General features: G+C 72.3%; 16 protein-coding genes. 9 read left to right on the forward strand and 7 right to left on the reverse strand.

Annotation, left to right across the window (positions count from 1 at the left end; genetic code table 11):
- Window positions 1-108 precede the first annotated feature (108 nt).
- The 3 genes from ACFO6V_RS01760 to ACFO6V_RS01770 are packed head-to-tail and all read left to right on the forward strand — an operon-like array spanning window position 109 to window position 7735.
- On the forward strand, window positions 109-6207 hold the full coding sequence (locus ACFO6V_RS01760; RefSeq protein WP_377131537.1) for an Ig-like domain-containing protein: 6099 nt from the start codon (window positions 109-111) through the stop codon (window positions 6205-6207).
- Between the two features lie 56 nt (window positions 6208-6263).
- Window positions 6264-7133, forward strand: a complete 870-nt coding sequence (locus tag ACFO6V_RS01765; protein ID WP_377131539.1) for a metalloregulator ArsR/SmtB family transcription factor — start codon at window positions 6264-6266, stop codon at window positions 7131-7133.
- Window positions 7130-7735 carry a dihydrofolate reductase family protein gene (locus ACFO6V_RS01770; RefSeq protein WP_377131541.1) on the forward strand — a complete coding sequence of 202 codons (606 nt, stop codon included), beginning with the start codon at window positions 7130-7132 and terminating at the stop codon, window positions 7733-7735. Before ACFO6V_RS01765 ends, ACFO6V_RS01770 begins: the two co-directional genes overlap by 4 nt.
- Window positions 7736-7754: 19 nt before the next feature.
- Here ACFO6V_RS01770 and ACFO6V_RS01775 read toward each other — a convergent pair whose 3' ends face one another.
- Complete coding sequence (locus ACFO6V_RS01775) at window positions 7755-10988, reverse strand: efflux RND transporter permease subunit (protein ID WP_377131543.1); 3234 nt, start codon at window positions 10986-10988, stop codon at window positions 7755-7757.
- Between the two features lie 156 nt (window positions 10989-11144).
- On the opposite strand from ACFO6V_RS01775, the gene ACFO6V_RS01780 reads away from it, so the two are divergent.
- A complete protein-coding gene (locus ACFO6V_RS01780; RefSeq protein WP_377131545.1) occupies window positions 11145-11594 on the forward strand; it encodes a MarR family winged helix-turn-helix transcriptional regulator in 450 nt (149 codons plus the stop codon).
- Here the strand turns inward: ACFO6V_RS01780 and ACFO6V_RS01785 are convergent.
- Together ACFO6V_RS01785 and ACFO6V_RS01790 are read right to left on the reverse strand one after the other, a co-directional pair.
- Complete coding sequence (locus ACFO6V_RS01785; RefSeq protein ID WP_465264097.1) at window positions 11591-12253, reverse strand: LuxR C-terminal-related transcriptional regulator; 663 nt, start codon at window positions 12251-12253, stop codon at window positions 11591-11593. The two genes, ACFO6V_RS01780 and ACFO6V_RS01785, sit on opposite strands and share 4 nt — an antisense overlap.
- Window positions 12250-13629 (reverse strand): sensor histidine kinase, encoded by a 1380-nt coding sequence (locus ACFO6V_RS01790; protein ID WP_377131548.1) that lies wholly within the window; start codon window positions 13627-13629, stop codon window positions 12250-12252. The genes ACFO6V_RS01785 and ACFO6V_RS01790 overlap by 4 nt, the downstream gene beginning before the upstream one ends.
- A gap of 115 nt (window positions 13630-13744) precedes the next feature.
- Between ACFO6V_RS01790 and ACFO6V_RS01795 the strand changes: the two genes are divergently transcribed.
- The 3 genes from ACFO6V_RS01795 to ACFO6V_RS01805 all read left to right on the forward strand — a co-directional run bounded on the left by ACFO6V_RS01795 (window position 13745) and on the right by ACFO6V_RS01805 (window position 16741).
- Window positions 13745-14641, forward strand: coding sequence for an ATP-binding cassette domain-containing protein (locus tag ACFO6V_RS01795; RefSeq protein ID WP_377131550.1), 897 nt, complete (start codon window positions 13745-13747; stop codon window positions 14639-14641).
- A complete protein-coding gene (locus ACFO6V_RS01800; protein WP_377131553.1) occupies window positions 14638-16215 on the forward strand; it encodes an ABC transporter permease in 1578 nt (525 codons plus the stop codon). The genes ACFO6V_RS01795 and ACFO6V_RS01800 overlap by 4 nt, the downstream gene beginning before the upstream one ends.
- Before the next feature lie 148 nt (window positions 16216-16363).
- Window positions 16364-16741 (forward strand): DUF2255 family protein, encoded by a 378-nt coding sequence (locus tag ACFO6V_RS01805; protein WP_377131555.1) that lies wholly within the window; start codon window positions 16364-16366, stop codon window positions 16739-16741.
- A gap of 31 nt (window positions 16742-16772) precedes the next feature.
- Here the strand turns inward: ACFO6V_RS01805 and ACFO6V_RS01810 are convergent, their stop codons facing one another.
- Together ACFO6V_RS01810 and ACFO6V_RS01815 are read right to left on the reverse strand one after the other, a co-directional pair.
- Window positions 16773-18377, reverse strand: coding sequence for a CocE/NonD family hydrolase (locus ACFO6V_RS01810; RefSeq protein WP_377131557.1), 1605 nt, complete (start codon window positions 18375-18377; stop codon window positions 16773-16775).
- Entirely contained in the window at window positions 18374-19072 is a 699-nt protein-coding gene (locus tag ACFO6V_RS01815) for a TetR/AcrR family transcriptional regulator (RefSeq protein ID WP_377131559.1), read from the reverse strand. Before ACFO6V_RS01815 ends, ACFO6V_RS01810 begins: the two co-directional genes overlap by 4 nt.
- Before the next feature lie 115 nt (window positions 19073-19187).
- On the opposite strand from ACFO6V_RS01815, the gene ACFO6V_RS01820 reads away from it, so the two are divergent.
- Both ACFO6V_RS01820 and ACFO6V_RS01825 read left to right on the forward strand, forming a co-directional pair.
- Window positions 19188-20357: an epoxide hydrolase family protein gene (locus tag ACFO6V_RS01820; protein WP_377131561.1), complete on the forward strand. Its 1170-nt coding sequence runs from the start codon at window positions 19188-19190 to the stop codon at window positions 20355-20357.
- A 25-nt stretch (window positions 20358-20382) separates the two neighbouring features.
- Window positions 20383-21381, forward strand: coding sequence for an aldo/keto reductase (locus tag ACFO6V_RS01825; protein WP_377131564.1), 999 nt, complete (start codon window positions 20383-20385; stop codon window positions 21379-21381).
- Between the two features lie 25 nt (window positions 21382-21406).
- Here the strand turns inward: ACFO6V_RS01825 and ACFO6V_RS01830 are convergent, their stop codons facing one another.
- Together ACFO6V_RS01830 and ACFO6V_RS01835 are read right to left on the reverse strand one after the other, a co-directional pair.
- On the reverse strand, window positions 21407-22900 hold the full coding sequence (locus tag ACFO6V_RS01830; RefSeq protein ID WP_377131566.1) for an aldehyde dehydrogenase (NADP(+)): 1494 nt from the start codon (window positions 22898-22900) through the stop codon (window positions 21407-21409).
- A gap of 55 nt (window positions 22901-22955) precedes the next feature.
- Window positions 22956-23957 carry a proline racemase family protein gene (locus ACFO6V_RS01835; RefSeq protein ID WP_377131568.1) on the reverse strand — a complete coding sequence of 334 codons (1002 nt, stop codon included), beginning with the start codon at window positions 23955-23957 and terminating at the stop codon, window positions 22956-22958.
- Window positions 23958-24004: the final 47 nt, after the last annotated feature.

Consider the following 24004-nt stretch of genomic DNA (forward strand, 5'->3'; position numbering starts at 1 on the left):
CCCGTCTTTCGGGGACAGGCCCCCACCTGCCTCGATAGACTCTCCCCGCCCTGCCGGCGTCGTGATCGGGCGGGCGTTCCGGGGTGGGAATGACCGAGTGGAGGACGCATGAGCCTGGTCTCGCGCGTGTACGAGAATCGCCGTTCAGCCGTGTCGGTCGGGGCGGTGACCCTCTTCGCGGCGGGGCTGGTCGGCTTCGCGATCCTCTACGAGGGTGAGGCGACGGCCGACGTCGAGCTGAACGACTCCGGCGTCTGGGTGACCAAGACGGCCGACGGCAAGCTCGGGCGGTTCAACTACGACGCGCGGGCCCTGGACGGGACCCTGCTGACCGACTCCACCGACTTCGACGTCGAGCAGGACGCGCAGCGGGTGCTCCTGGACGCCGTCGGCAACTCCTCCGCGAGCCCCGTCGACCCGGCGCAGCTCGTGCTGCGGGGCACGATGAAGTTCCCCCCGGGCGCGCAGGTCGCCGCCGGTGGTGCCACCACCGCGGTGTACGACGGCGAGACGGGCCGGATCTGGGTCCTGCCGTTCGACGGCGCCGTCGCGTTCGACGAGGAGGAGATCAAGCCGCGGAAGGCCGGCATCAACGGCGAGCTCACGGTGAGCAACGACGGCACCGTGTTCCTCGCGGTGCCGTCCGACCGCAAGCTGTACACGATCCCGACCGACGCGCAGGGGGCCGCGCAGAAGCCTGAGGAGTCCGACCTGCCGGTGCAGGCGGACGCCGAGATCCAGGTCACCGCGGTCGGCGACGAGCCGGTGGTCCTGGACGAGTCGACGGGGAACCTGGTGCTGCCGGGCGGCGACACCGTCAAGGTGGAGGGCGGCGCGCAGGGCGCGCTGCAGCAGCCTTCCGGCGAGGCCGACAACGTCATCGTGGCGACCGCCAAGGGCTTGGTCTCCCAGCCCCTGGGCGGAGGCCTCCTGACCACCCAGACCGCCGAGGAGGCAGCGTCCGGCGAGCCCGCCGCGCCGGTGCAGCTCGGCGAGTGCACCTACGGCGCCTGGTCCGGCTCGGGCCTGGTCATGCGCAACTGCCCGGGCCAGGACGACGACGTCGACGAGGTGCTGGAGGGGCTGGAGAGCTCCGGGACCCTGGCCTACCGGGTCAACCGCGACGTCATCGTGCTGAACGACATCGCGGGGGGCGCGCTGTGGATGGCCGCCGACGACTTCGAGAAGGTCGACGACTGGGACCTCGAGACACCCGAGGACGGTGAGGGCAAGAAGACCGAGTCGGAGGAGGTCACCCCGAAGCAGGTCGACACGGTAGTGACCCCGCGCGACCAGGCGAACCGTCCGCCCAAGCCCAAGGCCGACACGTTCGGCGTGCGGCCGGGTCGCACCACGGTGCTGAACGTGCTGGGCAACGACATGGACCCGGACGGCGACGTCATGACGGCGCAGGTAGCGTCCGAGCCGGACGGCGACATCAGCGTCGACCGGGTGCTGAACGGCGCGGCGCTGCAGGCGAACGTGCCGGCCGACGCCAAGGGGACCACTACCTTCGAGTACGAGGTCGACGACGGCCGCGAGAACGGCACCGCCACCGAGTCCGTGACGGTCAAGGTGGTGCTGCCCGAGGAGAACAACCCGCCGACGCAGTCGGGCGAGCCCGTGCTGCAGGTGGGCCAGGAAGGCATGGGCCGCATCAAGATCCTGCCCTACTTCAAGGACCCCGACGGCGACGACCTGTTCCTGTCGAACGCGAGCACGGTGAACAAGCTCGACGAGGTCCGGTTCCGTCCCGACGGGACCGTGGAGTTCCGTGACGGCGGCACCACGACGGGCCACAAGATCGTCGAGGTCACCGTGTCCGACTCCGAGGGGATGCCCGTGGAGGGCAAGCTCATCGTCAACGTCGTGGCGAACAACGTGCCGCCGCTGGCGGTGCAGGACCACGTGACCGTCCTCGCGGGCGACCCGGTGACGGTGAGCCCGCTGAGGAACGATCGCGACCCCAACGACGACACGCTGCGCCTGACGCGGGTGGACGGTCCGAAGGGCGCGACGGTCACCCCGAACCAGACTGCGGGTACGTTCAAGTTCGAGAGCGACGAGCCGGGCTCGTACGACGTCACGTACCAGGTGTCCGACGGCCCCAACCCGAGCCTCGGGCTCGTCCGCGTGGATGTCACCAGCCCGCCTGACGAGGCTCGTGCGCCCGTGGCGGTCTCCGACCAGGTGCTGCTGCCCACCGGCGGCTCGGCGCTGGTGGACGTCCTCGCCAACGACACCGACCCCGCGGGCGGCGTGCTCGTGGTGCGCGGCGTGACGGAACCGTCCGGCTCACCCGTGAGCGTCTCGGTGCTGAACCACCACATCCTCAAGGTCTCCGAGATCAAGCGTCTCGACGACCCGGTGATCATCGAGTACACGGTGGCCAACGGCTCCGGGACCGTCGAGGGCCAGCTGCGCGTGGTGCCCATCCCGGCGTCGGACCAGTTGCGACCGCCGGAGGCCGGTCCCGACACCGCCAGGGTCCGCGTCGGGGACGTCGTGACGATCCCGGTGCTGAAGAACGACTCCCACCCGGACGGCCTCACGATGACGGTCACGGACAAGCTGCAGGAGACGCCGTCGGACGGCGAGGCGTTCGTGTCCGAGGACACCGTGCGGTACCGGGCCGGCAACGAGGCCGGGACCTTCTTCGCGGTCTACGAGGTGGAGGACACCAACGGCCAGCAGGACTCCGCGCAGATCACCATCAACGTGGTCGACGCGCCGGAGAACGGCGCACCCCAGCTGCCGGACGTCGAGGCGCGGGTGCTGAGCGACGGCATCGTCCGGATCCCGCTGCCGCTGGACGGCACCGACCCCGACGGCGACCACGTGACCCTGAGCTCGATCTCCGGGGCGCCGTCCAAGGGCACCGCCACGATCGTGGACGGCTTCGTCGACTACCACGCCGGCCCGGAGTCGACAGGCCTGGACAGCTTCTCCTACCAGGTCCTCGACACCCGCGGAGCGCCTGCGGAAGGCGTCGTCCGCGTGGGTATCGCGGCCCCCTCCCCGAGCAACCAGAACCCGCACGCCGCCGACGACGAGACGACGGTCCGGCCGGGCCGCACGGTGGCGATAGCGGCCCTGGACAACGACTCCGACCCGGACGGCAACCAGATCGGCCTGACGGCCAAGGGCTTCGAGGGCACCGAGGACATGACGCCCAAGGCCGTGGACGACGACGTCGTCGTCACGGCGCCCGACGAGCAGAACGTCTACTCCTTCTTCTACGGCATCCAGGACAGCTTCAAGGCCCGGGCCACGGGCGCCATCACCGTGAAGGTGGACAAGGACGCCCCGCTGCTGCGCCCCGTCGCGCACGACGACGTGGTGACGGCCGACGACGTCAAGGGCGCCGCAGGCGTCACGGTGAACGTCCTGGAGAACGACGTCGACCCCGACGGCGTGGCGGCCGATCTCGAGGTCGCCGTGGACGAGGGCCTGGAGGGTGTCACGGTCACCGAGGCGAAGGCCATCAAGGTCCAGCTCACGGCGAAGGCGCGCGTCATCACCTACACGGTGACCGACATGGACGGCCTGACGGCCAAGGCCTTCGTCCGCGTGCCGGGCAACCAGTCGCGGCCGCACATCAAGCCAGGCCTGGACCCGCTGAAGGCCACGAGCGGAGAACCCCTCACGATCGAGCTCGCGGACTACGTGGTGGTGCGGGACGACCACGAGCCGCGCATCACCACCAGGAACACCGTCAAGGCGGTCGACGGAGACGTCAGCGTGACCGGCAAGAAGACCGTTGTCTACACGTCCGCGGACGACTACGCGGGTCCCGCGTCCGTCAGCTTCGAGGTCACCGACAGCCCGGAGCTCGACGACCCGGACGGCCTGACCGCCGTGCTGACCCTGCCGATCGACGTGACGCCCGGCAAGAACCTGCCCCCGAAGATCATCGACACCCCGGTGCTCCAGGTGCCGGCAGGCGAGAAGGCCTCGGTCGACCTGTCGCGGTACGTCAAGGACCCGGACAAGGACCCCTTGACGTTCGACGTGGTGGGCAACGACGGGATCACGGCGTCGACGTCGGGCGCCACCGTGACCGGCCAGGTCGAGATGTCGGTGGCGAAGGGCACCCGGCGGGAGCTGCCCATGACCGTGTCCGACGGCCAGAACCCGGCCGTCTCGGCCAAGCTGGTCGTCCAGGTGGTGCCCTCGACGCGCCCGCTGGTGCAGACGGCCCAGGACCTGGTGCTGGACGCGCACCAGGGCAAGGCGGCCACGATCCCCGTGCTCGCGAACGACGCCAACCCGTTCCCGGGCGAACCGCTGAGGCTGGTCGGCGCGCCGACCGTCGACAGCGGCGACGGCATCCCGTCGTACAGCGGCGACCAGCTCGTCGTGACGCCCGCGGCGGACTTCACCGGCACCCTGATGGTGCGCTACCGGGTGCAGGACGGCACGAAGGACCCCGACCGGGAGGTCGACGGCATCGCGAAGCTCACCGTGCTCGGCAAGCCGGACGCCCCGCGCGCGCCCCGGATCGAGGAGGTCCGCTCCGAGACCGTGGTGCTGAGCTGGGAGCAGCCGAACAACAACGGCGCCGACATCACGGGCTACACCCTGCGGACGAACACCGGTCAGGAGCACAAGTGCGCCACGACCACCTGCACGTTCGACGGGCTGAAGAACAACGTGAAGTACACGTTCACGGTCACGGCGACCAACGAGGTGAACGAGTCGGAGCCGTCGCCGCCGTCGCGCGAGGCGCGACCCGACGAGAAGCCCGACAAGCCCGCACCGCCGACGCTCGAGTTCGGCGACAGCGAGCTCATCGTGACCTGGAAGAACCGGGCCTACACCGACCGGTCCGCGATCACCTGCGTGAACCTGGAGATCAGCCCGCCGCCCGCCAGCGGAGTGACCCAGAAGGAGTGCCTCCAGAACAACACGACCGTCTGGAAGGGCCTGCAGAACGGCACCGCGTACACGGTGCGGGTGCAGGCCGAGAACGAAGCCCCTGACCCGTCCGACTGGTCCGAGCCGTCCGCAGAGGAGGTCCCGGCGGCTCCCCCGGCCGCGCCGGACAAGCCGGAAGCCGCCCGGGTGGACTGGGACGAGGGTGGCCAGATCACCGTGCACTGGGAGCCGCCGACGGACAACGGCGACGCCATCGACAAGTACTGGCTGGGCGTGTACACGAACGGCGAGCTGGTGAAGGCCATCGACACCACGAGGACGACGGAGACGGTGGAGAACCTCTCGACCGGTTCCGCGTACAAGTTCCGCGTCCGGGCGACCAACAAAGCGGGCCCCGGCCTGGCGAGCCCGTTCTCGAACGAGGTGATCCCGCACGGCGTACCGGACACCCCGAACGCACCGACCGCGAAGATCGGGTCCACGACGAGCGGCCAGGCCGACGTGACGTGGAACGACATCCCCCAGTTCCGCGGCAACGGACCGAGCTACGTGATACAGGCCAGCGGCCTGGACGCGAGGGACGTCGGCAACACGACCTCGAACACGTACAAGGGCCTGAGCAACGGGAAGCCGTACACCTTCCGCGTGAAGGCGTGCAACCAGCACACGTGCTCGGACTGGTCGGCGTCGTCGAACGCCGTGACGCCGTACACCGTGCCCAGCACCCCGGGGATCACCTATCACCAGTCCAGCGCCACGAGGGGGTACTTCACGGTGACCGGCCCGGGCAGCAGCGGCGGGCGTCCTGTCGACAGCATCGAGTACCGGCTCTCCGGCAGCGCCAGCGACTCCGGCACGCGGACGTCGTGGCCGTTCAACGTCAGTGCCGGGAACGACTACGACCAGGACTTCACGCTCCAGGCCCGCGCCCACAACGAAGCGGGCTGGAGCGCCTGGTCCAGCGCGACCGGCGGGACGGACGCGAGGCCGGCGCCGGTGTACCGGGTGTCCTCCTCCGGGGTATCGGCCGGATGCAAGAACGAACGATGCGAGTACTGGCAGATCAGCTGGGACAACCTCGGGCCTGGTAACCACCAGGTGGCCTGCTGGGCCGGCGACACGTCGCACGTCCAGAACGGCCCGAGCTACCCGCACGACATCAAGTCGCACGCCGACGACTGGCCTGGGAGCACGACCAAGACGACGATCAGCGGCAACTCCGGCTCACAACGCGTGAACTGCTTCATGGGCAGGAGCTACAACGGCACCACCGTCGGTGTGAAGACGCCCACGGACCTCTACCTGAACAGCACCTGGAACATCGGCTGACACTCCTCTCACTTATTCCTTGACACGAATATTCCCCTCGGGGAATACTCGTGCCTATGGACGCACTCCTCACCGCACTCGCCGACCCGGCGCGCTGGCGGCTCGTCACCCTGCTGGTCGAGCGGCCGCGCCCGGTCGGCGTGCTCGCCGAGCTCGCCGGCGCGCGCCAGCCGCAGACGACCAAGCACCTGCAGACCCTTGAGCGCGCCGGCGTCGTCACCTCGCAGCGCAGCGGCCAGCGCCGCGTCTACGCCCTGGAGCCCGGCCCGCTGCGCGACCTGGCCGCCGAGCTCAACCGGCTCGCCGACACCGCGGACACGGCCGGCGGCGCGCGCGAGACCTTCGACCGCTACGGCCGGAGCCTGCGCGCGGAGCGCGATGCCGCACAGCAGCCGGGGTGGGCCGACGACCGTTCGTTCGCGTTCCACCGGTCGCTGGCTGGCAGCCCCGAGCAGGTCTGGCGCCACCTGACCGAGCCGTCCCTCCTCGCCCGGTGGTGGGCGCCCAACGACCTGCGCGTCGCCGAGCTCGTCTTCGAGGCCCGGCCGGGCGGGCGGGTGGTCCTGGAGTACCGCGACGTCGAGGACGCCGGCGGCTCGGACGCGGTCGTCGGACGCGCGGAGGGGGTGGTCGACGTCGCGCGGCCCGCCGAGCGGCTCACCTACCGCTCCTCTCCCCTGCTCCCCGACGGCGGCACGGCCTTCACGTCCCACGTCGACCTCGCCCTCCGGCCCGCGGGTGGCAGCGACGGTTCGGGCACAGAGCTCGACGTCCGCTACGGCATCACGGACAGCACCGTGGACTCCGCGGACTTCGTCGCGGGCATCGAGATCGGCTTCGGCCAGAGCCTCGACAAGCTCGCGGCGATCCTCGCGACCAGCACCAGCACCAGCACCAGCACCGACGACACGAGTAGCACCCAGTGAACGAGCAGACCGCCGGCCGCAGGGTCGTCACCAACATGAGCATCTCCCTCGACGGCCGCTACACCGGGCCCGACCCCCTGGACATGAGCTGGGTGCTGCCGTACGCGGTCACCGACGTCGCCCGCGACCACCTGACCAGCCTCTGGGGGCCCGCGACCACCGCCCTCCTGGGGCGGGTGAACGCCGAGGGGTTCCTCGGGTTCTGGCCCGGCGTGATCGACATGGAGGGGGCCGACCCGCGCGACGTGGGCTTCGCACGCTGGCTGGTCGACGTCGACAAGGTGGTCCTCTCCTCCACCCTCGACCCCGACCGGGCACCGTGGGAGCGCACGACCGTCGTCGACAAGCCGACCGCCGAGGCGGTCGCGGACCTCAGGGCGACGGAGGGCGGCGACATCCTCGTGCTCTCCAGCGCGAGCGTCATCAAGGACCTGCTGGCCGCCGACCAGGTCGACCGGCTGGCCGTCACCGTCTTCCCGATCTTCCTCGGCGGCGGCCCGCGGCTCTTCGACGACGGCCTGCCCGCCGGCAGGTGGGACCTCGTCAGCCAGACGGCGGGCGAGCACGGCACCCTCGTGCTGGTCTACGACCGCGTCCGCTGAGCCCCGGCGGGCACCACGCCTACCGCGCGGTGCCCGCCGCCAGCTCCTCCGCGACGCGGGCCGCGTGCCTGGCCTTGACCTCCGCCTTCTCCGCGCGACGGGCCGCCTTGGCGGCCCGCTTCGGGGCGCGGTCCTCCGTGCGCCGCTCGAACAGCGTGTAGATCACCGGCACCACGTACAGCGTGAGCAGGGTCGAGGACACGAGGCCACCGATCACCACGAGCGCCAGCGGCTGCGAGATGAACGCCCCGCCGCCCGTCAGGCCGAACGCCATCGGGGTCAGGGCGAGGATCGTCGCGGCGGCGGTCATCACGATGGGCCGCAGCCGCTGCCGCGCACCCTCCTTGACCGCCTCGTCGAGCGGCCGGCCGTCCGCCCGGTACTGGTTGATCAGGTCGATCAGCACTATCGCGTTCGACACGACGATGCCCACCAGCATCAGCACACCGATCAGGGCGGCGACGTCCAGCGGCGTCCCGGTCAGCAGCAGCGCACCCAGCGCGCCGGTCGCCGCGAACGGCACCGAGACCAGCAGGATCAGCGGCTGCCCGATGCTCCGGAAGGTCGCGACCATCACCAGGTAGACGATGAGGATCGCCGCGATCAGCGCGAGGCCGAGGTCCGCGAACGCGTCGGCCTGGTCGGCCGCGAGGCCGCCCACGCTCACCTCGGCGCCGTCCGGCAGGTCGAGGTCCTCGATCTCTTCGGTCAGCGTCCCGGACAGCGCGCCCAGGTCGTCCCCGGAGGGGGTCACGGCAACGGTGGCGCTGCGCTCGCCGTCGACCCGGGTGATCGACGCCGGGGCGGACACCTCCTCGACGGTCACGAGGTCGCTCAGCGGGAGCATGCCCGCCGCCGTCGGCACCTCGACCTTCTTGATCTCGGCGGTCGTCGCCGGCATGTCACCGGCCACCACCACGTCGAGCGTGGCCCCGTCCAGGTCGACCGTCCCGATGCTCGACTCGTTCATCGCACCGGCCAGCAGCCCGGAGACCGTCGCCTCGGTGAGGCCGGCCTCCGCCGCCGCGTCCCGGTCCACGGTCACCTGCACCGTCGCCTGCTCGGCGGCCAGGTTGTTCGTCACGTCCGCCACGCCGTCCAGGCCCGTCACCGCGTCCTCGACGGTGCTCGCGGCGTCGGCCAGCCCCTCGGCGTCGGCGGCCGTGACGACCAGGTCCACGGTGCTGCCGGCGAACCCGGAGTCCCCGGCGGCCACGGTGACCTCGCCCGTCAGGTCCGCCTCGTCGAGCGCCTCGCTCACGTCGTCCTGCACGGTCTCGCCGTCGACGTCGTCCTGGAGCGCGAGCGCGAACGACGCACTGCCGGCGCCGCCGCCCTGGCCGAACGCGGCGGCCATCCCGTCCCCGGACCCGACGGTGGTCTGCACGGTCTCGACGCCGTCGACGTCGGCGAGGACGTCCTCGACCTCCTTGGCGGCCTCGTCCTGGGCCGCCAGGGCGGTGCCCGGCTCGAACTCCTGGGTGACCGTGAGGGTGTCCTGGCCCGCGTTGCCGATGAAGTTGGTCTCCATGCGCGGCACCAGCGCAACCGTGCCGGCCAGGAGCGCCACCGCGACACCCAGCGTGACAGCCGGGTGACGCAGCGCGGCGGACAGGGACGGCACGTACGCGCGCTGCCAGGCGCCACGGCGCTCCTTGAGCTCGGCCGCCTCGCGCATGGCGACGCCGCCGTCGGCCGAGGCCGGGACCCTGATGAACCAGTAGGCCAGCACCGGCACGACCACGAGCGCCACGACCAGCGACGCGCCCATCGCGATGGCGACGGTGACGGCGAACGGCTGGAACAGCTCGCCGGCCATGCCGCCCACGAGCGCGATCGGGGCGAACACGGCCACCGTGCACACCGTCGAGGCGGTGATGGCGGCGCCCACCTCGCGGACCGCGGTGACGATGGCGTCCACCCGGTCCTCGCCGTAGGACAGGTGTCGTTTGATGTTCTCGATCACGACTATCGAGTCGTCGACGATGCGCCCGATCGAGATGGTCATGGCGGCGAGCGTCAGGATGTTCAGGGTGTAGCCGGTCAGGTTCATCGCCGCGAACGTCACCGCGAGCGACAGCGGGATCGAGATCGCCGAGACCAGCGTGGCCGGGATCGACGCCAGGAACACGAGGATCACGAGCACCGCGAAGAGCAGGCCGAGCCCGCCCTCCGTCGTCAGGCCCTCGATCGACTCCTCGATGAACGGCGCCTGGTCGAACGTGACCGCGGTGCTCACGCCGTCGGCGTCGAGCTCTTCGCGCGCGTCGGCGAGCACCTCGTGCACCGCGTGCGACACGTCCACCGTGTTGCCGTCCGGCGTCTTCGTCAGGGCGATGGCGAGCGACGGCTCACCGTCCAGGCGCGAGAAGGAGGTGGGCGGCACGTCCTGCACGCTCACCTCCGCGACGTCGCCCAGGTGCACGACGTCGGGGGCGGGCTCGGCGTCGGGGGCCAGGGGCGCGGCCGGCGCCTCGCCCGCCGTGCCCGCGCCCCCCGCCGGTCCACCCGCCGCACCGCCGGCGGCACCCGCGGTGGGCACGATCGGGAGGTTCTCGAGCTCCTCGACCGACTCGACGGACGTGCCCACCTGGACGCTGCTGGTCTCGCCGTCCTCGGTCACCTCGCCCACCGGCATGACCGTGCCGTTCTCCTGCAGCAGCGACGAGAGCTGCGCGGAGGTGAGGCCGGCCGCGGCGAGCTTCTCGTCGTCCGCCTCGATCACGACCTGGCGCTCGGTGGTCCCGGTCACGGTGACGTCGCGGACCTCCGCGATGCCCGACAGCTCGGGCACCAGCACGGAGTCGATGGCGTCGGACAGCTCCTGCTCGGTGCCGTCGCCCGAGACCGCGAGCTGCACCACGGGCAGGTCGTCGAGGGAGCCGGCCATGACCTGGGGCTCGACGTCCTCCGGCAGGTCCCGGAGGCCGTCCACCGCGGAGGTGATCTCCTGCTCGATCGCGTCGACGTCGGTGCCGTACTCCAGCTCGACGGTCGTCATCGAGACGCCCGTGGAGACCGTGGAGGTCACGCCCGTGACGCCGTCGATGCTCTGGACCGCCGTCTCGATCGGGTCGGTGACCCGATCGGCGACGATCTCGGGCGACGTGCCCGGGTCGGCGGCGGTCACCGCCACCATCGGCACGTTCATCGACGGGATGAGTTCCTGGCGGAGCTGCCCCATGCTGTAGATGCCGACGAAGAACACGGCGATCGTCGCGAGGGCGACGAGCGCACGGTTCGCGAGCGACATACGGGCAAGACGGAACACACTGCCTCCAGATCTGGGGATACGCCGGGCCCACTACCCCTCCGGCGCAATATTTTGCCTAACGCAAAGGATCCGGCCCGGGTTCCCGCCTCGCAACTCCGGTTCGGGGCGGGTGAAGTTGCCGACTACAGTCGCCCCGTGACCGACCAGACCCGCGACCAGCTCGTCGCCGAGCTCGCCGACCTGCACCGCCTGCTCGGCGAGGAGTTCTTCGCCGCGCGGCTGCGTCCCCTCCTGGAGACGGACCTGACCGTGCAGCAGCTGCGGGCGCTGGCACTGGTCCAGGTCGACCGCGAGTCGACGCCGCAACGGCTCGCCGAGGCGCTCGGCGTCTCGGCCGGCACGGTCTCGGGGATCCTGGACCGGCTGACGGCCGCCGGCATGACCGTGCGCACGCAGGACCCCGTCGACGGCCGGGTCCGTCGTGTGACCAGCACCGAGAAGGGGTCCGAGGCGATCCGGCGCCTCGTCGCGCACGACGAGGACCTGCCGCCGGACCTCCTCGCCCTGCTCTCCGTCGACGACCTGCGCGCGCTCGTCCAGGGCACCGGCGCCCTGCTGGAGGCGGCCCGCCGGCTGACGAGCTAGCCGCCCTGCCCCGCCAGGTGCGCGAGCACGGCCAGGACCCGGCGGTTGGTGTCGTCGGTCTGCGGCAGCCGGAGCTTCACGAAGATGTTGCCCACGTGCTTTCCCACGGTGGCCTCGGTGACGAACAGGCGACGGGCGATCGACGCGTTCGAGTGCCCTTCCGCGAGCAGCCCCAGCACGTCGCGTTCGCGCGTCGTGAGCGCGGCCAGCGGGTCGTCCCGTCGCCGCACGAGCTGTCCGACCACCTGGGGGTCCACCGCGGTCCCGCCGGCGCAGACGCGGCGCAGCGAGTCGACGAACTCCTCGACGTCGACCACCCGGTCCTTGAGGAGGTAGCCGACCCCGCGGCCGTCGCCCGTGCCGAAGAGGTCGGCGGCGTAGGAGTGCTGCACGTACTGGCTCAGCACGACGACGGCCAGCCCCGGATGCGCGTCACGGACCTCGACCGCGGCCCGCAGCCCTTCGTCCGTATGCGTCGGCGGCATCCGGATGTCGGTGATCACCAGGTCGGGATCGTGCTCAGCAACGGCAGCACGCAGCGCGTCGGCGTCCGCCACGGCCGCGCGCACCTCGAACCCGAACCGCTCGAGCAGGCCGACCAGCCCCACGCGCAGCAGGACACCGTCCTCGGCGACGACGACGCTGATCGCGCCGTTCACAGCACACCGTCCGGACCGCACGGCAGCTCGGCGCGCACCGTCGTCGGCCCGCCGGGCGGGCTGGACAGGAGCATCCGCCCGCCCATGACCGCCACCCGGTCGGCGAGCCCGGCCAGCCCGGTGCCGCGCGCGGGGTCGGCTCCCCCGGGACCGTCGTCGGTCACCTCGACCGTCAGGGTGCCGGCCCTGGTGCCGCCCCCGGCGTGGCGGACCGTCACCCGCGCGGTGCCCGCGGCGCCCACGTGCTTGGCGACGTTGGCCAGGGCCTCCGAGACGACGAAGTAGGCGGTGTACTCGACCTTGGGCTCAGGGCGGGAGTCGAGCGCGGCGTCGACGTGCACCGGCACGGGCGAGCGGTCGGCGAGCTCGCCGAGCGCGGCGGGCAGGCCCAGGTCGGTCAGGGTCTGCGGCTGGATGCCCTGGATCAGCTCGCGCAGCTCGGTCATCAGCTCCTTGGCCTGGTCGTGCGCGCTGGCGAGAGACCGCCCGGCGGGCGAGTCCGGCGGCACGTCCAGCCGGGCCAAGCCGAGCTGCAGCGTCAGGCTGACGAGGCGCTGCTGGGCGCCGTCGTGCAGGTCCCGCTCGATCCGGCGGCGTTCGGCGTCGAACGCGTCGGCGAGGCGGGCACGCGAGCGCGACACCTCGACGAGCTCGGCCCGGACCTCGCTCTCGGCGCCGACCAGCAGGCGGCGCGCGACGTCGGCCAGTCCCCCGGCCACCACGGTCCAGACGTATCCGACCACCGGCAGCAGCACGATCCCGGCGGCCGCGAACGGGACGGACTCCGCCACCGTGGAGACCGACCACGGTCCCAGGGCGACCGGTCCGTCGCCCGGGCGCTGGGCCAGCAGCACGAGCGGGCTGACCGCGTAGAGACCGACGAGCAGCCCGAGCAGGAGCGCCGCGGCCGACACGGCGGGCGCGGCAGTGGAGAGCAGGAGCAGCCAGCCGACCTCCCGCCAGGTCGCCGGGTCGGCATAGCGGGCAAGGACCGGATTTCTGCCGGCGGACGCGCCGTCCGCACCGCCGTCGACCCAACCGCCGATCAGGCGCCGTCGCTCCGGCATCGGGCGGCTGTCCACCCAGCGCAGCCGACGTCTCTCCGTCGCGGCCAGCGCGTGGGCGAACCATGGCCCGAACCCGACCACGAGCAGCAGCTCGAGCGCGATGAGCGCCACAGCCGTGCCCGGCTCGAGGCTGCCGGCAGCCCAGCCCGTGGCGAGCAGCACCGCGGGGACCGCCACGAGGGCACCGGCGACGACGCCGAGCGGCAGAGTGCTCAGCAGGTACGCCAGGGACCGCCACGGCCACCAGCTCAGCAGCAACCGGGGCCAGGTGACGGCCTCCAGCGCCGTTCGCGGGCCTGTCTCTCGCACGCCGTCATGCTAGACGGACGCCAGGGAGCCGGCGCGGAAGGTAGTGCTAGGCCTACCTCCGGTTCGCTACCTGGTGGTCGTGACCGCCCACCGGCGCGGATGGTCCCATCGGCACATGCAACCCGTACTCGAGCTCGTGGACGTCATGAAGCAGTACCGCGGCGGCCCGCGCGCCGTCGACGCCGTCACCCTGCGCCTCGGCAACGGCCTGATCGGACTGCTCGGTCCGAACGGCGCCGGCAAGTCGTCCCTCATGCGGATCGCCGCCACGGTGACCAGGCCCACCAGCGGGCAGGTGCTGTTCGACGGCGCCGACGCGGTGCGCCGGCCCGACGCGCTCCGCCGCCGCCTGGGCTACCTCCCGCAGGACTTCGGCGTGTACCCGCACCTGAGCGCGCCCGAGTTCCTCTCCTACCTGGCCGCGGTCAAGGGCGTCGGCGCACGCGCCGCACGCGCCCGGATCAGCGAGCTGCTCGAGATCCTCGACCTCGCGGGCGCGGGCAAGCGGCCGCTCGGCGCCTACTCGGGCGGCATGCTCCGCCGGGTCGGCATAGCGCAGGCGCTGCTCACCGATCCGGGGGTGCTCGTCGTCGACGAGCCGTCGGCCGGCCTGGACCCCGAGCAGCGCGTGGTGCTGCGCAACCTGCTGAGCGACCTCGCCACGGACCGGGTGGTCGTGCTCTCCACCCACATCGCGTCCGACATCGAGTCCGTCGCCTCCGACATCGCGATCATGGCGGGCGGGCGCCTGCTCGTGCGCGGCGCCCCGCACGACGTGCTGCGCCTCGCCCAGGGGCAGGTGTGGGAGGCGACCGTCCCCGCCGACACGCTCCAGGTGCTCCGCGAGCGCCACGTGATCAGCAAGCAGGTACGCACTCCAGCCGGGATGCGGGTACGCCTGCTCGGCACCTCCGCGCCGGTCGCGGACGCCGTCCCGGTCGCCCCGGACCTCGAGGACGCCTACCTCGCCGTGGTGCACGGCTCCGCCGCCAACGCGGGCGTCGCCCGATGAGCGCCCTGCTGGGGATCGCCGTGGCCGACTTCCGCGAGCGCACCCGACGGCCCGCCTACCTGATCACCCTGGCCGCGGCGATCGGGCTGGGGTGGCTGGCGATCCCGCCCGCCGACTCGGTGTGGGTGATCATGGACGCCGGCGGCTACCGCGGCCCGTACGACGGCGCCTGGGTCGGCACCGTGACGGCGCTCGCGGGCGGGCTGTGGCTCATGCTCGGCGGGTTCTACGTGGTGCGGGGAACGATCACGCGCGACCGGCTCACCGGCGTGGGGCAGGTGCTCGCCGCGACCCCGCTGACCCGTCCCGCCTATCTCCTGGGCAAGCTGCTCAGCAACTTCCTGGTCCTGGCGTCGATGGCGGGCGCGCTGGCCGTGACGGCGCTCGCGCTCCAGATCGCGCGGGGCGAGTCGTACACGGTGGACCCGGTGGCGCTGCTGGCGCCCTTCGCACTGTTCACGCTGCCCGTGCTGGCGGTGACGTCGGCCGCCGCGGTGCTGTTCGAGACGGTCCGGCCGCTGCGCGCGGGCCTGGGCAACATCGTCTGGTTCTTCGTGTGGACGTTCCTGCTGCTCGGCAGCGGCGGCGTGCCGTTCGGTGGTTTTGGGCTCGTCGTCGAGTCGATGCGGGCGTCCGTCGTCGAGCAGGGTCTGCCGCCGGCGGGCGGGTTCAGCCTGGGTCTGACCGGCATCGACGAACCGCTGCGGGTCTTCGACTGGGACGGGCTCGCACCGACCGGCGAGCTCGTGGGCGGCCGCTTCCTGGTGTTCCTGGCCGCAGTCCTCGTCGCGGTGCTCCCGGCGCTGTGGTTCGACCGGTTCGACGTCGCCCGGACGGCACGGTCGCCGCGGGTCACTGCCGACGCGGGACTGGTCCACGCCGCGGAGCTGCCGGCGAGCGCTTCCGCGGCGCCGCGGGCTGTCGGCTCGATGGGTGTCGGTTCCCTGACGGCCGCTCCGGTCGGACGGCGACCGGCCCTGGCCCGGATGGTCGCCGGGGAGCTGCGGGTCCTGACGTCGGACCTGTCCTGGTGGTGGTGGATCGTCGCCGCCGGGCTGAACGTCGCGGCGGTGGCCTGGAACGGACCCGGGACGGCGGTGCTGGCGGCGGCCTGGATCTGGCCGGTCCTCGTCTGGTCGCGACTGGGCACGCAGCACCTCGAGCACGGCATGGACACCCTGCTGGGCGCCTATCCGGGCAGCCTGGACCGGACGGTCGCGCAGTGGCTGGCCGGAGTGGCGCTCACGGCGGCGACCGCCGTCGGACCGCTGGCGAGCATGCTGCTCGACGGCGACGCCGCCCGTGCCGCGCACTGGGCCGCCGGTGCGCTGTTCATCCCGTCGCTCGCGCTGCTGCTCGGCACGGTCACGCGCACCCCGCGCGTGTTCCAGGTGCTGTACCTGATCGCCTGGTACCTGGCGATCAACGACGTCGCGGCGTTCGACCACATGGGCATCGTGCTGGACGCGGCCGGCCGCCCGGCGGGCGCGAGCGCCGTCGCCGTGGGCAGTGCCGCGCTCGGCCTGACCGCGGCCGCGCTCGTGGTCCGGCGCGTCCAGCACCTGTGGCGCTGAACCGGCTCACGCCACGCTCACAGGCCGCTCTGGTGAGTCCCTGTCGGTGGGAGTTCTGACAGTGCCTGGTTGGGCTGGGTGCGGCGACCTATGTTGAAGGTCGTAGCACCGCCCGGGGCACCTGGGCACGACCAGGAAGGAACCGCGCATGACCGCATGGACCGAGGACGAGCTCTCCCGTATCGGCGGGGCCGAGGAGCTGCGCATCGCCTCCTACCGGCCCGACGGCAGCCGCCGCCCGCACGTCACCATCTGGTCGGTGCGGGTCGGCGACCACGTCTACGTCCGCTCGGCGTACGGCCGTGACAACGGCTGGTTCCGGCGCGCGCTGGCCGCGGGCACCGGGTACGTCCACGCGGGCGGCGTCGAGAAGGACGTCACCTTCGAGGAACCGGAGGACGACGTCCACGCCGACCTCGACGCCGCCTACCACGCCAAGTACGACCGGTACGGCCAGGGCATCGTGGGCACGGTCACCGGCGCGCACGCCGTCGGCGAGACGCTCCGGTTGCGTCCCCGGGACTGAGCCGGGACCGAGCAGGCACTGAGTAGGCCCGTCAGCGCGCCGACCGGACCGGCAGGATCACCGCCGAGGGGTGCTCCGGGTCGTGGTGGACAGCCTGGTCCGCGGCCAGGAGCGTCGTGGCGGACGCGATGGCTTCGCCGGTCCCGGTGTTGCGGGCGAAACGCGGGAAGGCGCCGCTGGAGACCTGCACGCGGATGCGGTGACCGCGCCTGAACCGGTGCGCCGTCGGCCACAGGGTCACCGTGGCCTGCGACAGCTCGTCCGCGCCGGCCAGGGTGGCCAGTCCGTCGCAGACGTTGAACGACCGGCCGTCTGCGTCGACGTCGCACAGCCGCACGAACACGTCGGCGTGGGCGAGGCTGGAGCGGAACCAGACCTCCGCGCTCACCTCGCCGACGACCTCGACGTCCTCCTCGAGCACGTCGGTCGTGTACGTCAGGACGTCCGGCCGGGCCTCCAGGGTGCCGTTCTCGACGCGGCCGCCGTTACTGATGCTGATGCCGCCGGCCGCGGGGGTCGGGTCCGCGGGGTCGTACCGGTACTCGTCGGGGGCGGACTCCGCCGGCAGGTCCGCGGCGAGCCCGCCGTCGGCCTGGAGGTGGAGCCGCTGCGGCTCGTAGCCGGCAGGCGGCCAGCTCTCGAAGTCGCGCCACTCGTCCTGGCCCATCACGAAGAGCCGCACCGGCGCGCGCTCTGCGGGCTCCTCGCCCCGGGCGTATGCCAGGCCGAAACCGAGTGCCTCGGACGTCGCGGCCACCGGCTGCGTATGCGTCCACGGGCCCACGGTGAGGCGGGCGGTCCGGCCGGCGTCCTGCAGGATCCTGAAGTCCCGGAGCTGCCCCGGCAGGAAGATGTCGTACCAGCCGGCGACCGAGCTGACCGGAACGCTCGTGGCCGCGACGCGGTGGGTGTGGTCGAGGCGGTCCCAGTGCGGGTCGGCGGCGTCGTGCGCCAGGACGTCCTGGACGTACTGCGACTGCTCACCGGTCGCCGCGACGTCGAACCCGCTCAACGGCAGGGTGCGCAGCGCGCGGGCGGTCTTCTTGGTCTGGGCGTTCATCCGCAGCAGCCTGAGCGGCCGCTCCTGGGTGGCGACCATGGCGCCCCATTCGAGCGGCACCTCCAGCGACCGGCCGTCGGCGCGCAGGAACTCCCTGGTCAGCGCCGACTCGGTGACCACAGGGATCATCGCCTTGACCTGCGCGGGCAGGCTGTCGGCCACCGCCCACTGCACCATGCCCATGTAGCTCGCCCCGTAGAGGACCAGCGCCTCGCCGAACCAGGGCTCCTTGACCACCCAGTCCAGCGTGTCCAGGCCGTCCTCGCGTTCCTGGCGCAGCGGGTCCATGACGCCGCCCGAGCCGAAGCTGCCGCGGGCGCTCTGGATGAGCACCTGGTAGCCGCGCTCGGCCAGCGGCCGGGCCATGAGCGTGCCGTACAGGCCCGAGCGCCCGTACGGGCTGCGGATCAGCGCAGTGGGCAGGCCGTCTCCCCCGTCCCGCGGTGCCCAGCGGTCGGCCAGCAGGTCGACGCCGTCCCGCATCGGGACGAGCAGGTTCCTGTCGACCCGGAGGCGCCTCGTCTGGGGCTCGGAAAGCTTCTGCTGGCGTTGCAGCACACGACTCATGAGGCTCATCGGCCGGACTCCTTGGTATCGGTAGCGGTGATCTGGCCCATCGCCGCGGCGAAGATGCCGGCCAGGCCGACCATCCGGTCGGCGAGGTCCTCCGGGTCGAGCGGCTCGTCGTCCCCTGTGACCCACGCGTTCACGATGCTCGCGCTGCCCCCGGTCACGAACACCGTGAGGTCCTCGATCTGCTGGGGGCCGAACGTGCCGGCGAAGCGCTCCTTGAACGCGCGCCGGTTCACTGCACCGAACAGCCCGCCGAGCGCCTCGTTCAGTGCCGATGCGCTGGAGCTGTTGAACATCGCGCGGTAGAAGACGCGGTGCCGCGCGAAGTGGCGCGTCAACAGGAGCACCTGCTCCCGGGCGTCTGCCGGGGTGGTCGGTGGGGCGGTGCTTGGGCCGGTCTCTGGGTCGCTCTCGGCGCCGCTCTCGGCGTCGGTCCCTGGGTCGCCCTCGGCGAGCCATGGCATCAGCTCGGTCCGGATCAGGTCCAGGGCGGCCTCCAGCAGCAGCGTGTCGCGGTCCCCGAAGTGCTGGTAGACGATCTGCCGGCTCACGTCCGCGGCGGCGGCGATGTCGGAGAGCGGCACGGCGGCGGTGCCCCGCTCCGTCACGAGCGCGACGGCCGCCCGGGTGAGCGCCGCGCGCGACCGCCGCACGCGCCGGTCCTTGACGGGCGCCGACTGAGCCAGGTCGAACTTCATGGCGCCGATCATAGACAGGTGTCAAGTATTGAACAAGTGTCTGTTGTTGCGGAGACTGCCGCTGGCAGCCGTATCGCCGTCGCCTCACAGGAGCCGTCCACGTAGGGTGAGGTCCGTGCCGGACACCCCTGCAGCCCCCGAGCCGTTCGTCGCGCGGACGACCCCCGAGGCGATCGAAGACCTCCGTGCGCGGCTGCGCGCGACCCGCTGGCCCGACGCTCCCGAGGACGCCGGATGGTCCCTCGGCACCGACCTCGACTACCTCCGCGAGCTGGTCGCGTACTGGGCGGACGGGTTCGACTGGCCGGCGCAGGAGGCGGCGCTCGCCCGGCTCCCCCGCTTCCGCACCCGGGTCGGCGGGCTCGGGATCCACTTCGTGCACGCCCGGGCGGTCGCCCCGGCCGGCCCGGTGCTTCCCCTGGTCCTCTGCCACGGCTGGCCTGACTCGTTCTGGCGGTACTCCAAGGTCGTCTCGCTCCTGACCGACCCGGGCTCGCACGGCGCCGACCCCGCCGACGCGTTCGACGTGGTCGTCCCCGACATGCCCGGCTTCGGGTACTCGGACCGGCCGACCGGGCCCCCACTGAGCTCCGTCGCCGTCGCCGGGCTGTGGGCCGAGCTCATGCGGACGCTCGGCTACGAGCGGTTCGGCGCCGCGGGCGGGGACCTGGGCAGCCACGTCAGCCGATACCTCGCGCTCGACCACCCCGACCGCGTCGCCGCGGTCCACCGCACGGACGGCGGCCTGCCCGTCTTCGCCGGAGACCCCGCAACCCTCACCGCGGCCGAGCGGGCATGGTTCGCCGAGGCCGCCACGTGGGGCGCGACAGAGGGCGCCTACGGCGCGATCCATCGCACCAAGCCCCAGACCGTCGCCGCGGCGCTCAACGACTCCCCTGCCGGCCTGGCTGCCTGGATTGTCGAGAAGCTGCAGTCGTGGAGCGACGGCGGCGTCGAGCGCTACACCCGCGACGAGATCCTCACCAACATCACCATCTACTGGCTCACGGGCACCATCGGGTCGTCCATGCGGATGTACAACGCGAACTCGGCGATCCCCGCCGGACAGCTCACCCGCCGGGTCGAGGTGCCGTCCGGGTTCTCGGTGTTCCGGGGCGACGTCGTCCGCCCGCCGCGGGCCTGGCTCGAACGCACCGCCAACGCGGTCCGCGTGACGGAACCCGATCGGGGCGGGCACTTCGCAGCGTTCGAGGAGCCCGAGCTCTACGCGCAGGAGCTGCGCGACTTCTTCCGCCCGTACCGCGGGGAGAGCGGCGCCGCCTGACCCACCCACGACCGAGGAGTCACTGATGCAGACACGAACACTGGGATCCGGGACGAGCAGCCTCGAGGTCTCGGCCATCGGGCTGGGCTGCATGGGTATGAGCCAGGGGTACGGTCCCAACCCTGGAACGCGTGAGGAGATGATCGCGGTCCTGCGCGGCGCGGTCGACCGCGAGATCACTCTCTTCGACACGGCCGAGGTGTACGGCCCGTTCGTCAACGAGGAGCTGGTCGGCGAAGCACTCGCCCCGGTGCGCGACCAGGTGGTCATCGCCACGAAGTTCGGTTTCAAGCTGGACGAGGAGGGCCGGAGCGTCGGGACGGACAGCCGCCCCGAGCACATCCGCGAGGTGGCCGACGCCGCGCTGCGCCGCCTCGGCACGGACGTGATCGACCTCTTCTACCAGCACCGCGTCGACCCGCAGGTCCCCATCGAGGACGTCGCGGGCACCGTCGCCGAGCTGATCGAGGCAGGCAAGGTGCGCCGGTTCGGGCTGTCGGAGGCAGGGGCCGACACCATCCGCCGCGCACATGCGGTCCAGCCCGTCACGGCGCTGCAGAGCGAGTACTCGCTGTGGACCCGGGACCCCGAGCCCGAGATCCTGCCGACGCTCGAAGAGCTCGGGATCGGGTTCGTCCCGTTCAGCCCGCTCGGCAGGGGGTTCCTCACGGGCGCGCTGACCTCCGCGACCCAGCTCGCCGAGGACGACATGCGCACCGGCCTTCCGCGCTTCAAGGCGGAGAACCGCGACGCCAACCAGGCGTTCGTCGAGCTGCTCGGCGCTGTCGCAGCCCGCAAGGGCTGCACGACGGCGCAGGTCGCGCTCGCCTGGCTGCTCGCCCAGAAGCCGTGGATCGTCCCGATCCCCGGGACCCGCCGGACGAGCCGTCTCGAGGAGAACATCGGCGCAGCCGACGTAGAGCTCACCGCCGCCGACCTGGCCGAGATCGCGGCCGGAGCCGAGAAGATCCAGGTCAGCGGCGAGCGCTATACCGAGGCGATGCTCCGCATGACGGGGCTGTAGGTCCGCTGCTGATCGGCTGAGCCGGTCACCAGAGCGACGACTCGCCGCGCGGGGCGACGGTCCGGGGCACGTCCCACGGGTTCTCGTCGCGCAGCGGCGGGGGCAGCAGCTCCTGCGGGGCGTCCTGGAAGGCGACCCCGCGCAGGAAGCGGCCGATCGCCGCCGTACCGACGGACGTCCCGTCGGTGGTCGTGGCCGGCCACGGCCCGCCGTGCTGCATCGCCGGTGTCACGGCGACGCCCGTCGGCCAGCCGCCGAGCAGGATCCGGCCGGCGTGCCGCCCCAGCCGGGCCACGAGGCTCGCCCACTCCCCCTCTGTCTCTCCGGAGCCCAGGTGCAGGGTCAGCGTGAGGTTGCCGGGGAACAGCTCGGCGACCGCCGCGCCCAGATCCGTGCCGTCGGGGTACTCGACGATCACCGAGAACGGCCCGAACACCTCGTCGAGGAGCACAGGCCCGGCGCTCCGGAGCAGGTCGAGCGGGACGGCGACGAACGTCGGCGTCACCCAGGCCTGTCCGTCCGCGTCGCGCCGGAACCCGCCGTCGTGCACGACGCGCACGCCGTCCACCCCGAGCACCTGCCCGACCCGCCGCTCGTACCCGTCCGCGATGGACGGGTTGAGCAGCCGGTGCTCCGGCACCTGCGCCGCGGCGGTGACCACCACGTCGTCGTACTCGGTGCCCACGGGAACGAGGAGGAAGCCGGGCTTGGTGCAGAGCTGGCCCGCCGAACCGGACACGCTGGCCACGTACCCCGCGAGCAGGTCGCCCGACCGCTCGCGGAGCGCCTCCGGCGAGACGAGCACCGGGTTGACGCTGCCCAGCTCGCCGAAGAACGGGATCGGGTCGGGCCGCGCGGCGGTCCGGGCGGCCAGCAGCTGCCCCACCCGCTGCGACCCGGTGAACGCGGCGGCCCGCACCGCCGGGTGCTCGACCAGCGCGATCCCGGCGTCCTGCGAGGTGACCAGCTGCAGCGTGGCCTCCGGCAGCCCGGCCCCGGTCAGCGCGGCCGAGACCAGCTCCGCCACCCGCTCGGACAGCAGCGGATGCCCGGGGTGCGCCTTGACGATCACGGGGCAGCCCGCCGCGAGCGCCGCCGCCGTGTCCCCGCCGGCGACGGAGAACGCGAACGGGAAGTTGCTCGCCGCGAAGTTCAGCACGGGGCCGACGGGCCAGAGGCTGCGGCGCAGGTCGGGCCGGGGGCCGAGGACGAAGTCGGGGTCTGCCTCGTCGAGGCGCACGTCGAGGTAGGCGCCGTCGGCGACGACGTTGGCGAACAGGCGCAGCTGCACCCCGGTGCGCTTGAGCTCGCCGCGCAGGCGGGCCTCGGCGAGGCCGGTCTCCTCCTGCGCGATGGCGACCAGCTCGTCCGCGTGGTCGGCAAGCGCGGCGGCCGCGGCGCGCAGGCCCTCGGCGCGGACGGCGGGCGCCGTGCGGGAGAGCTCGTCGAAGGCGTCGGCGGCCCGGCGGGCGACGTCGTCGACGGTGCGGTCGAGGTCGGGTGCCGCGGTGGCGGTCATGGGTCGGCTCCTCAGCGGGTGGCGGGGTACGGCGGGCAGGTCGTACAAGCAAGAGTCAGAACACGAAGCCCGTGGGGAACGGGTCGCTGGGATCGAGCACGTAGTTCGCGGTCCCGGTCACCCAGGCGCGCCCGGTGATGGTCGGTACGACGGCGGGCACGCCCGCGACGTCGGTCTCCGCGACCAGGCGGCCGACGAACCGGCTGCCGATGAACGACTCGTTGACGAAGTCGGTGTCCAGGGCGAGCTCGCCGCGCGCCCAGAGCTCGGCCATGCGGGCCGACGTCCCGGTGCCGCAGGGCGACCGGTCGAACCAGCCGGGCCAGATCGCCATCGCATGGCGCGAGTGCCGTGCGTCGGAGCCCGGGGCGATCAGCTCGACGTGGTGGCAGCCCTCCACGCCGTCGAGCGAGGGGTGCTTCGGCATGGCGGTCTCGTTGATCGCGTCCATGATCGCGAGCCCGGCGGTGAGCAGGTCCTGCTGGCGCGCCCGGTCGAAGGGCAGGCCGAGATCGTCGAGGTCGACGAGCGCGTAGAAGTTGCCGCCGAACGCCATCGAGTACGGGACCGTTCCGTAGCCGGGCACCTCGATCACCTGGTCGAGCGCCGTCACGAAGCTCGGCACGTTCTCGATGGTCACGGCGTCGGCGTGGCCGTCGCTGACGGCCACCTTGGCGACGACGAGCCCGGCGGGCGTGTCGAGCCGGATCTCGGTGACCGGCTCGACGACGTCGACCATGCCCGTCTCGACCAGGACCGTCGCGACACCGATGGTCCCGTGCCCACACATGGGCAGGCAGCCGGACACCTCGATGTAGACGACGCCCCAGTCGCAGTCAGGCCGGGTCGGCGGCTGGAGGATGGCGCCGCTCATCGCGGCGTGCCCCCGCGGCTCGTTCATGAGGAACAGCCGCAGGTCGTCCATGTGCTCCATGAAGTACAGCCGCCGGTCGTTCATCGTCTCGCCGGGAATGACCCCGACCCCACCGGTCACGACCCGCGTAGGCATCCCTTCGGTATGCGAGTCGACGGTACTAATGGTCCGACTGGTACGCATGCTCTCTCTCCTTGGTCCGTTGAGTGCTGGGTATTTGCGCTGTCGAA

Origin of the sequence: Promicromonospora alba, from assembly GCF_042654905.1 — a bacterium.
Lineage (GTDB): Bacteria > Actinomycetota > Actinomycetes > Actinomycetales > Cellulomonadaceae > Promicromonospora > Promicromonospora alba.

Coding starts and splice junctions, on each gene's coding strand:
- ACFO6V_RS01760 (WP_377131537.1), top strand. CDS start 109: ATGAGCCTGGTCTCGCGCGTGTACGAGAATCGCCGTTCAGCCGTGTCG.
- ACFO6V_RS01765 (WP_377131539.1), top strand. CDS start 6,264: ATGGACGCACTCCTCACCGCACTCGCCGACCCGGCGCGCTGGCGGCTC.
- ACFO6V_RS01775 (WP_377131543.1), bottom strand. CDS start 10,988: ATGTCGCTCGCGAACCGTGCGCTCGTCGCCCTCGCGACGATCGCCGTG.
- ACFO6V_RS01795 (WP_377131550.1), top strand. CDS start 13,745: ATGCAACCCGTACTCGAGCTCGTGGACGTCATGAAGCAGTACCGCGGC.
- ACFO6V_RS01800 (WP_377131553.1), top strand. CDS start 14,638: ATGAGCGCCCTGCTGGGGATCGCCGTGGCCGACTTCCGCGAGCGCACC.
- ACFO6V_RS01805 (WP_377131555.1), top strand. CDS start 16,364: ATGACCGCATGGACCGAGGACGAGCTCTCCCGTATCGGCGGGGCCGAG.
- ACFO6V_RS01810 (WP_377131557.1), bottom strand. CDS start 18,377: ATGAGCCTCATGAGTCGTGTGCTGCAACGCCAGCAGAAGCTTTCCGAG.
- ACFO6V_RS01815 (WP_377131559.1), bottom strand. CDS start 19,072: ATGAAGTTCGACCTGGCTCAGTCGGCGCCCGTCAAGGACCGGCGCGTG.
- ACFO6V_RS01825 (WP_377131564.1), top strand. CDS start 20,383: ATGCAGACACGAACACTGGGATCCGGGACGAGCAGCCTCGAGGTCTCG.
- ACFO6V_RS01830 (WP_377131566.1), bottom strand. CDS start 22,900: ATGACCGCCACCGCGGCACCCGACCTCGACCGCACCGTCGACGACGTC.
- ACFO6V_RS01835 (WP_377131568.1), bottom strand. CDS start 23,957: ATGCGTACCAGTCGGACCATTAGTACCGTCGACTCGCATACCGAAGGG.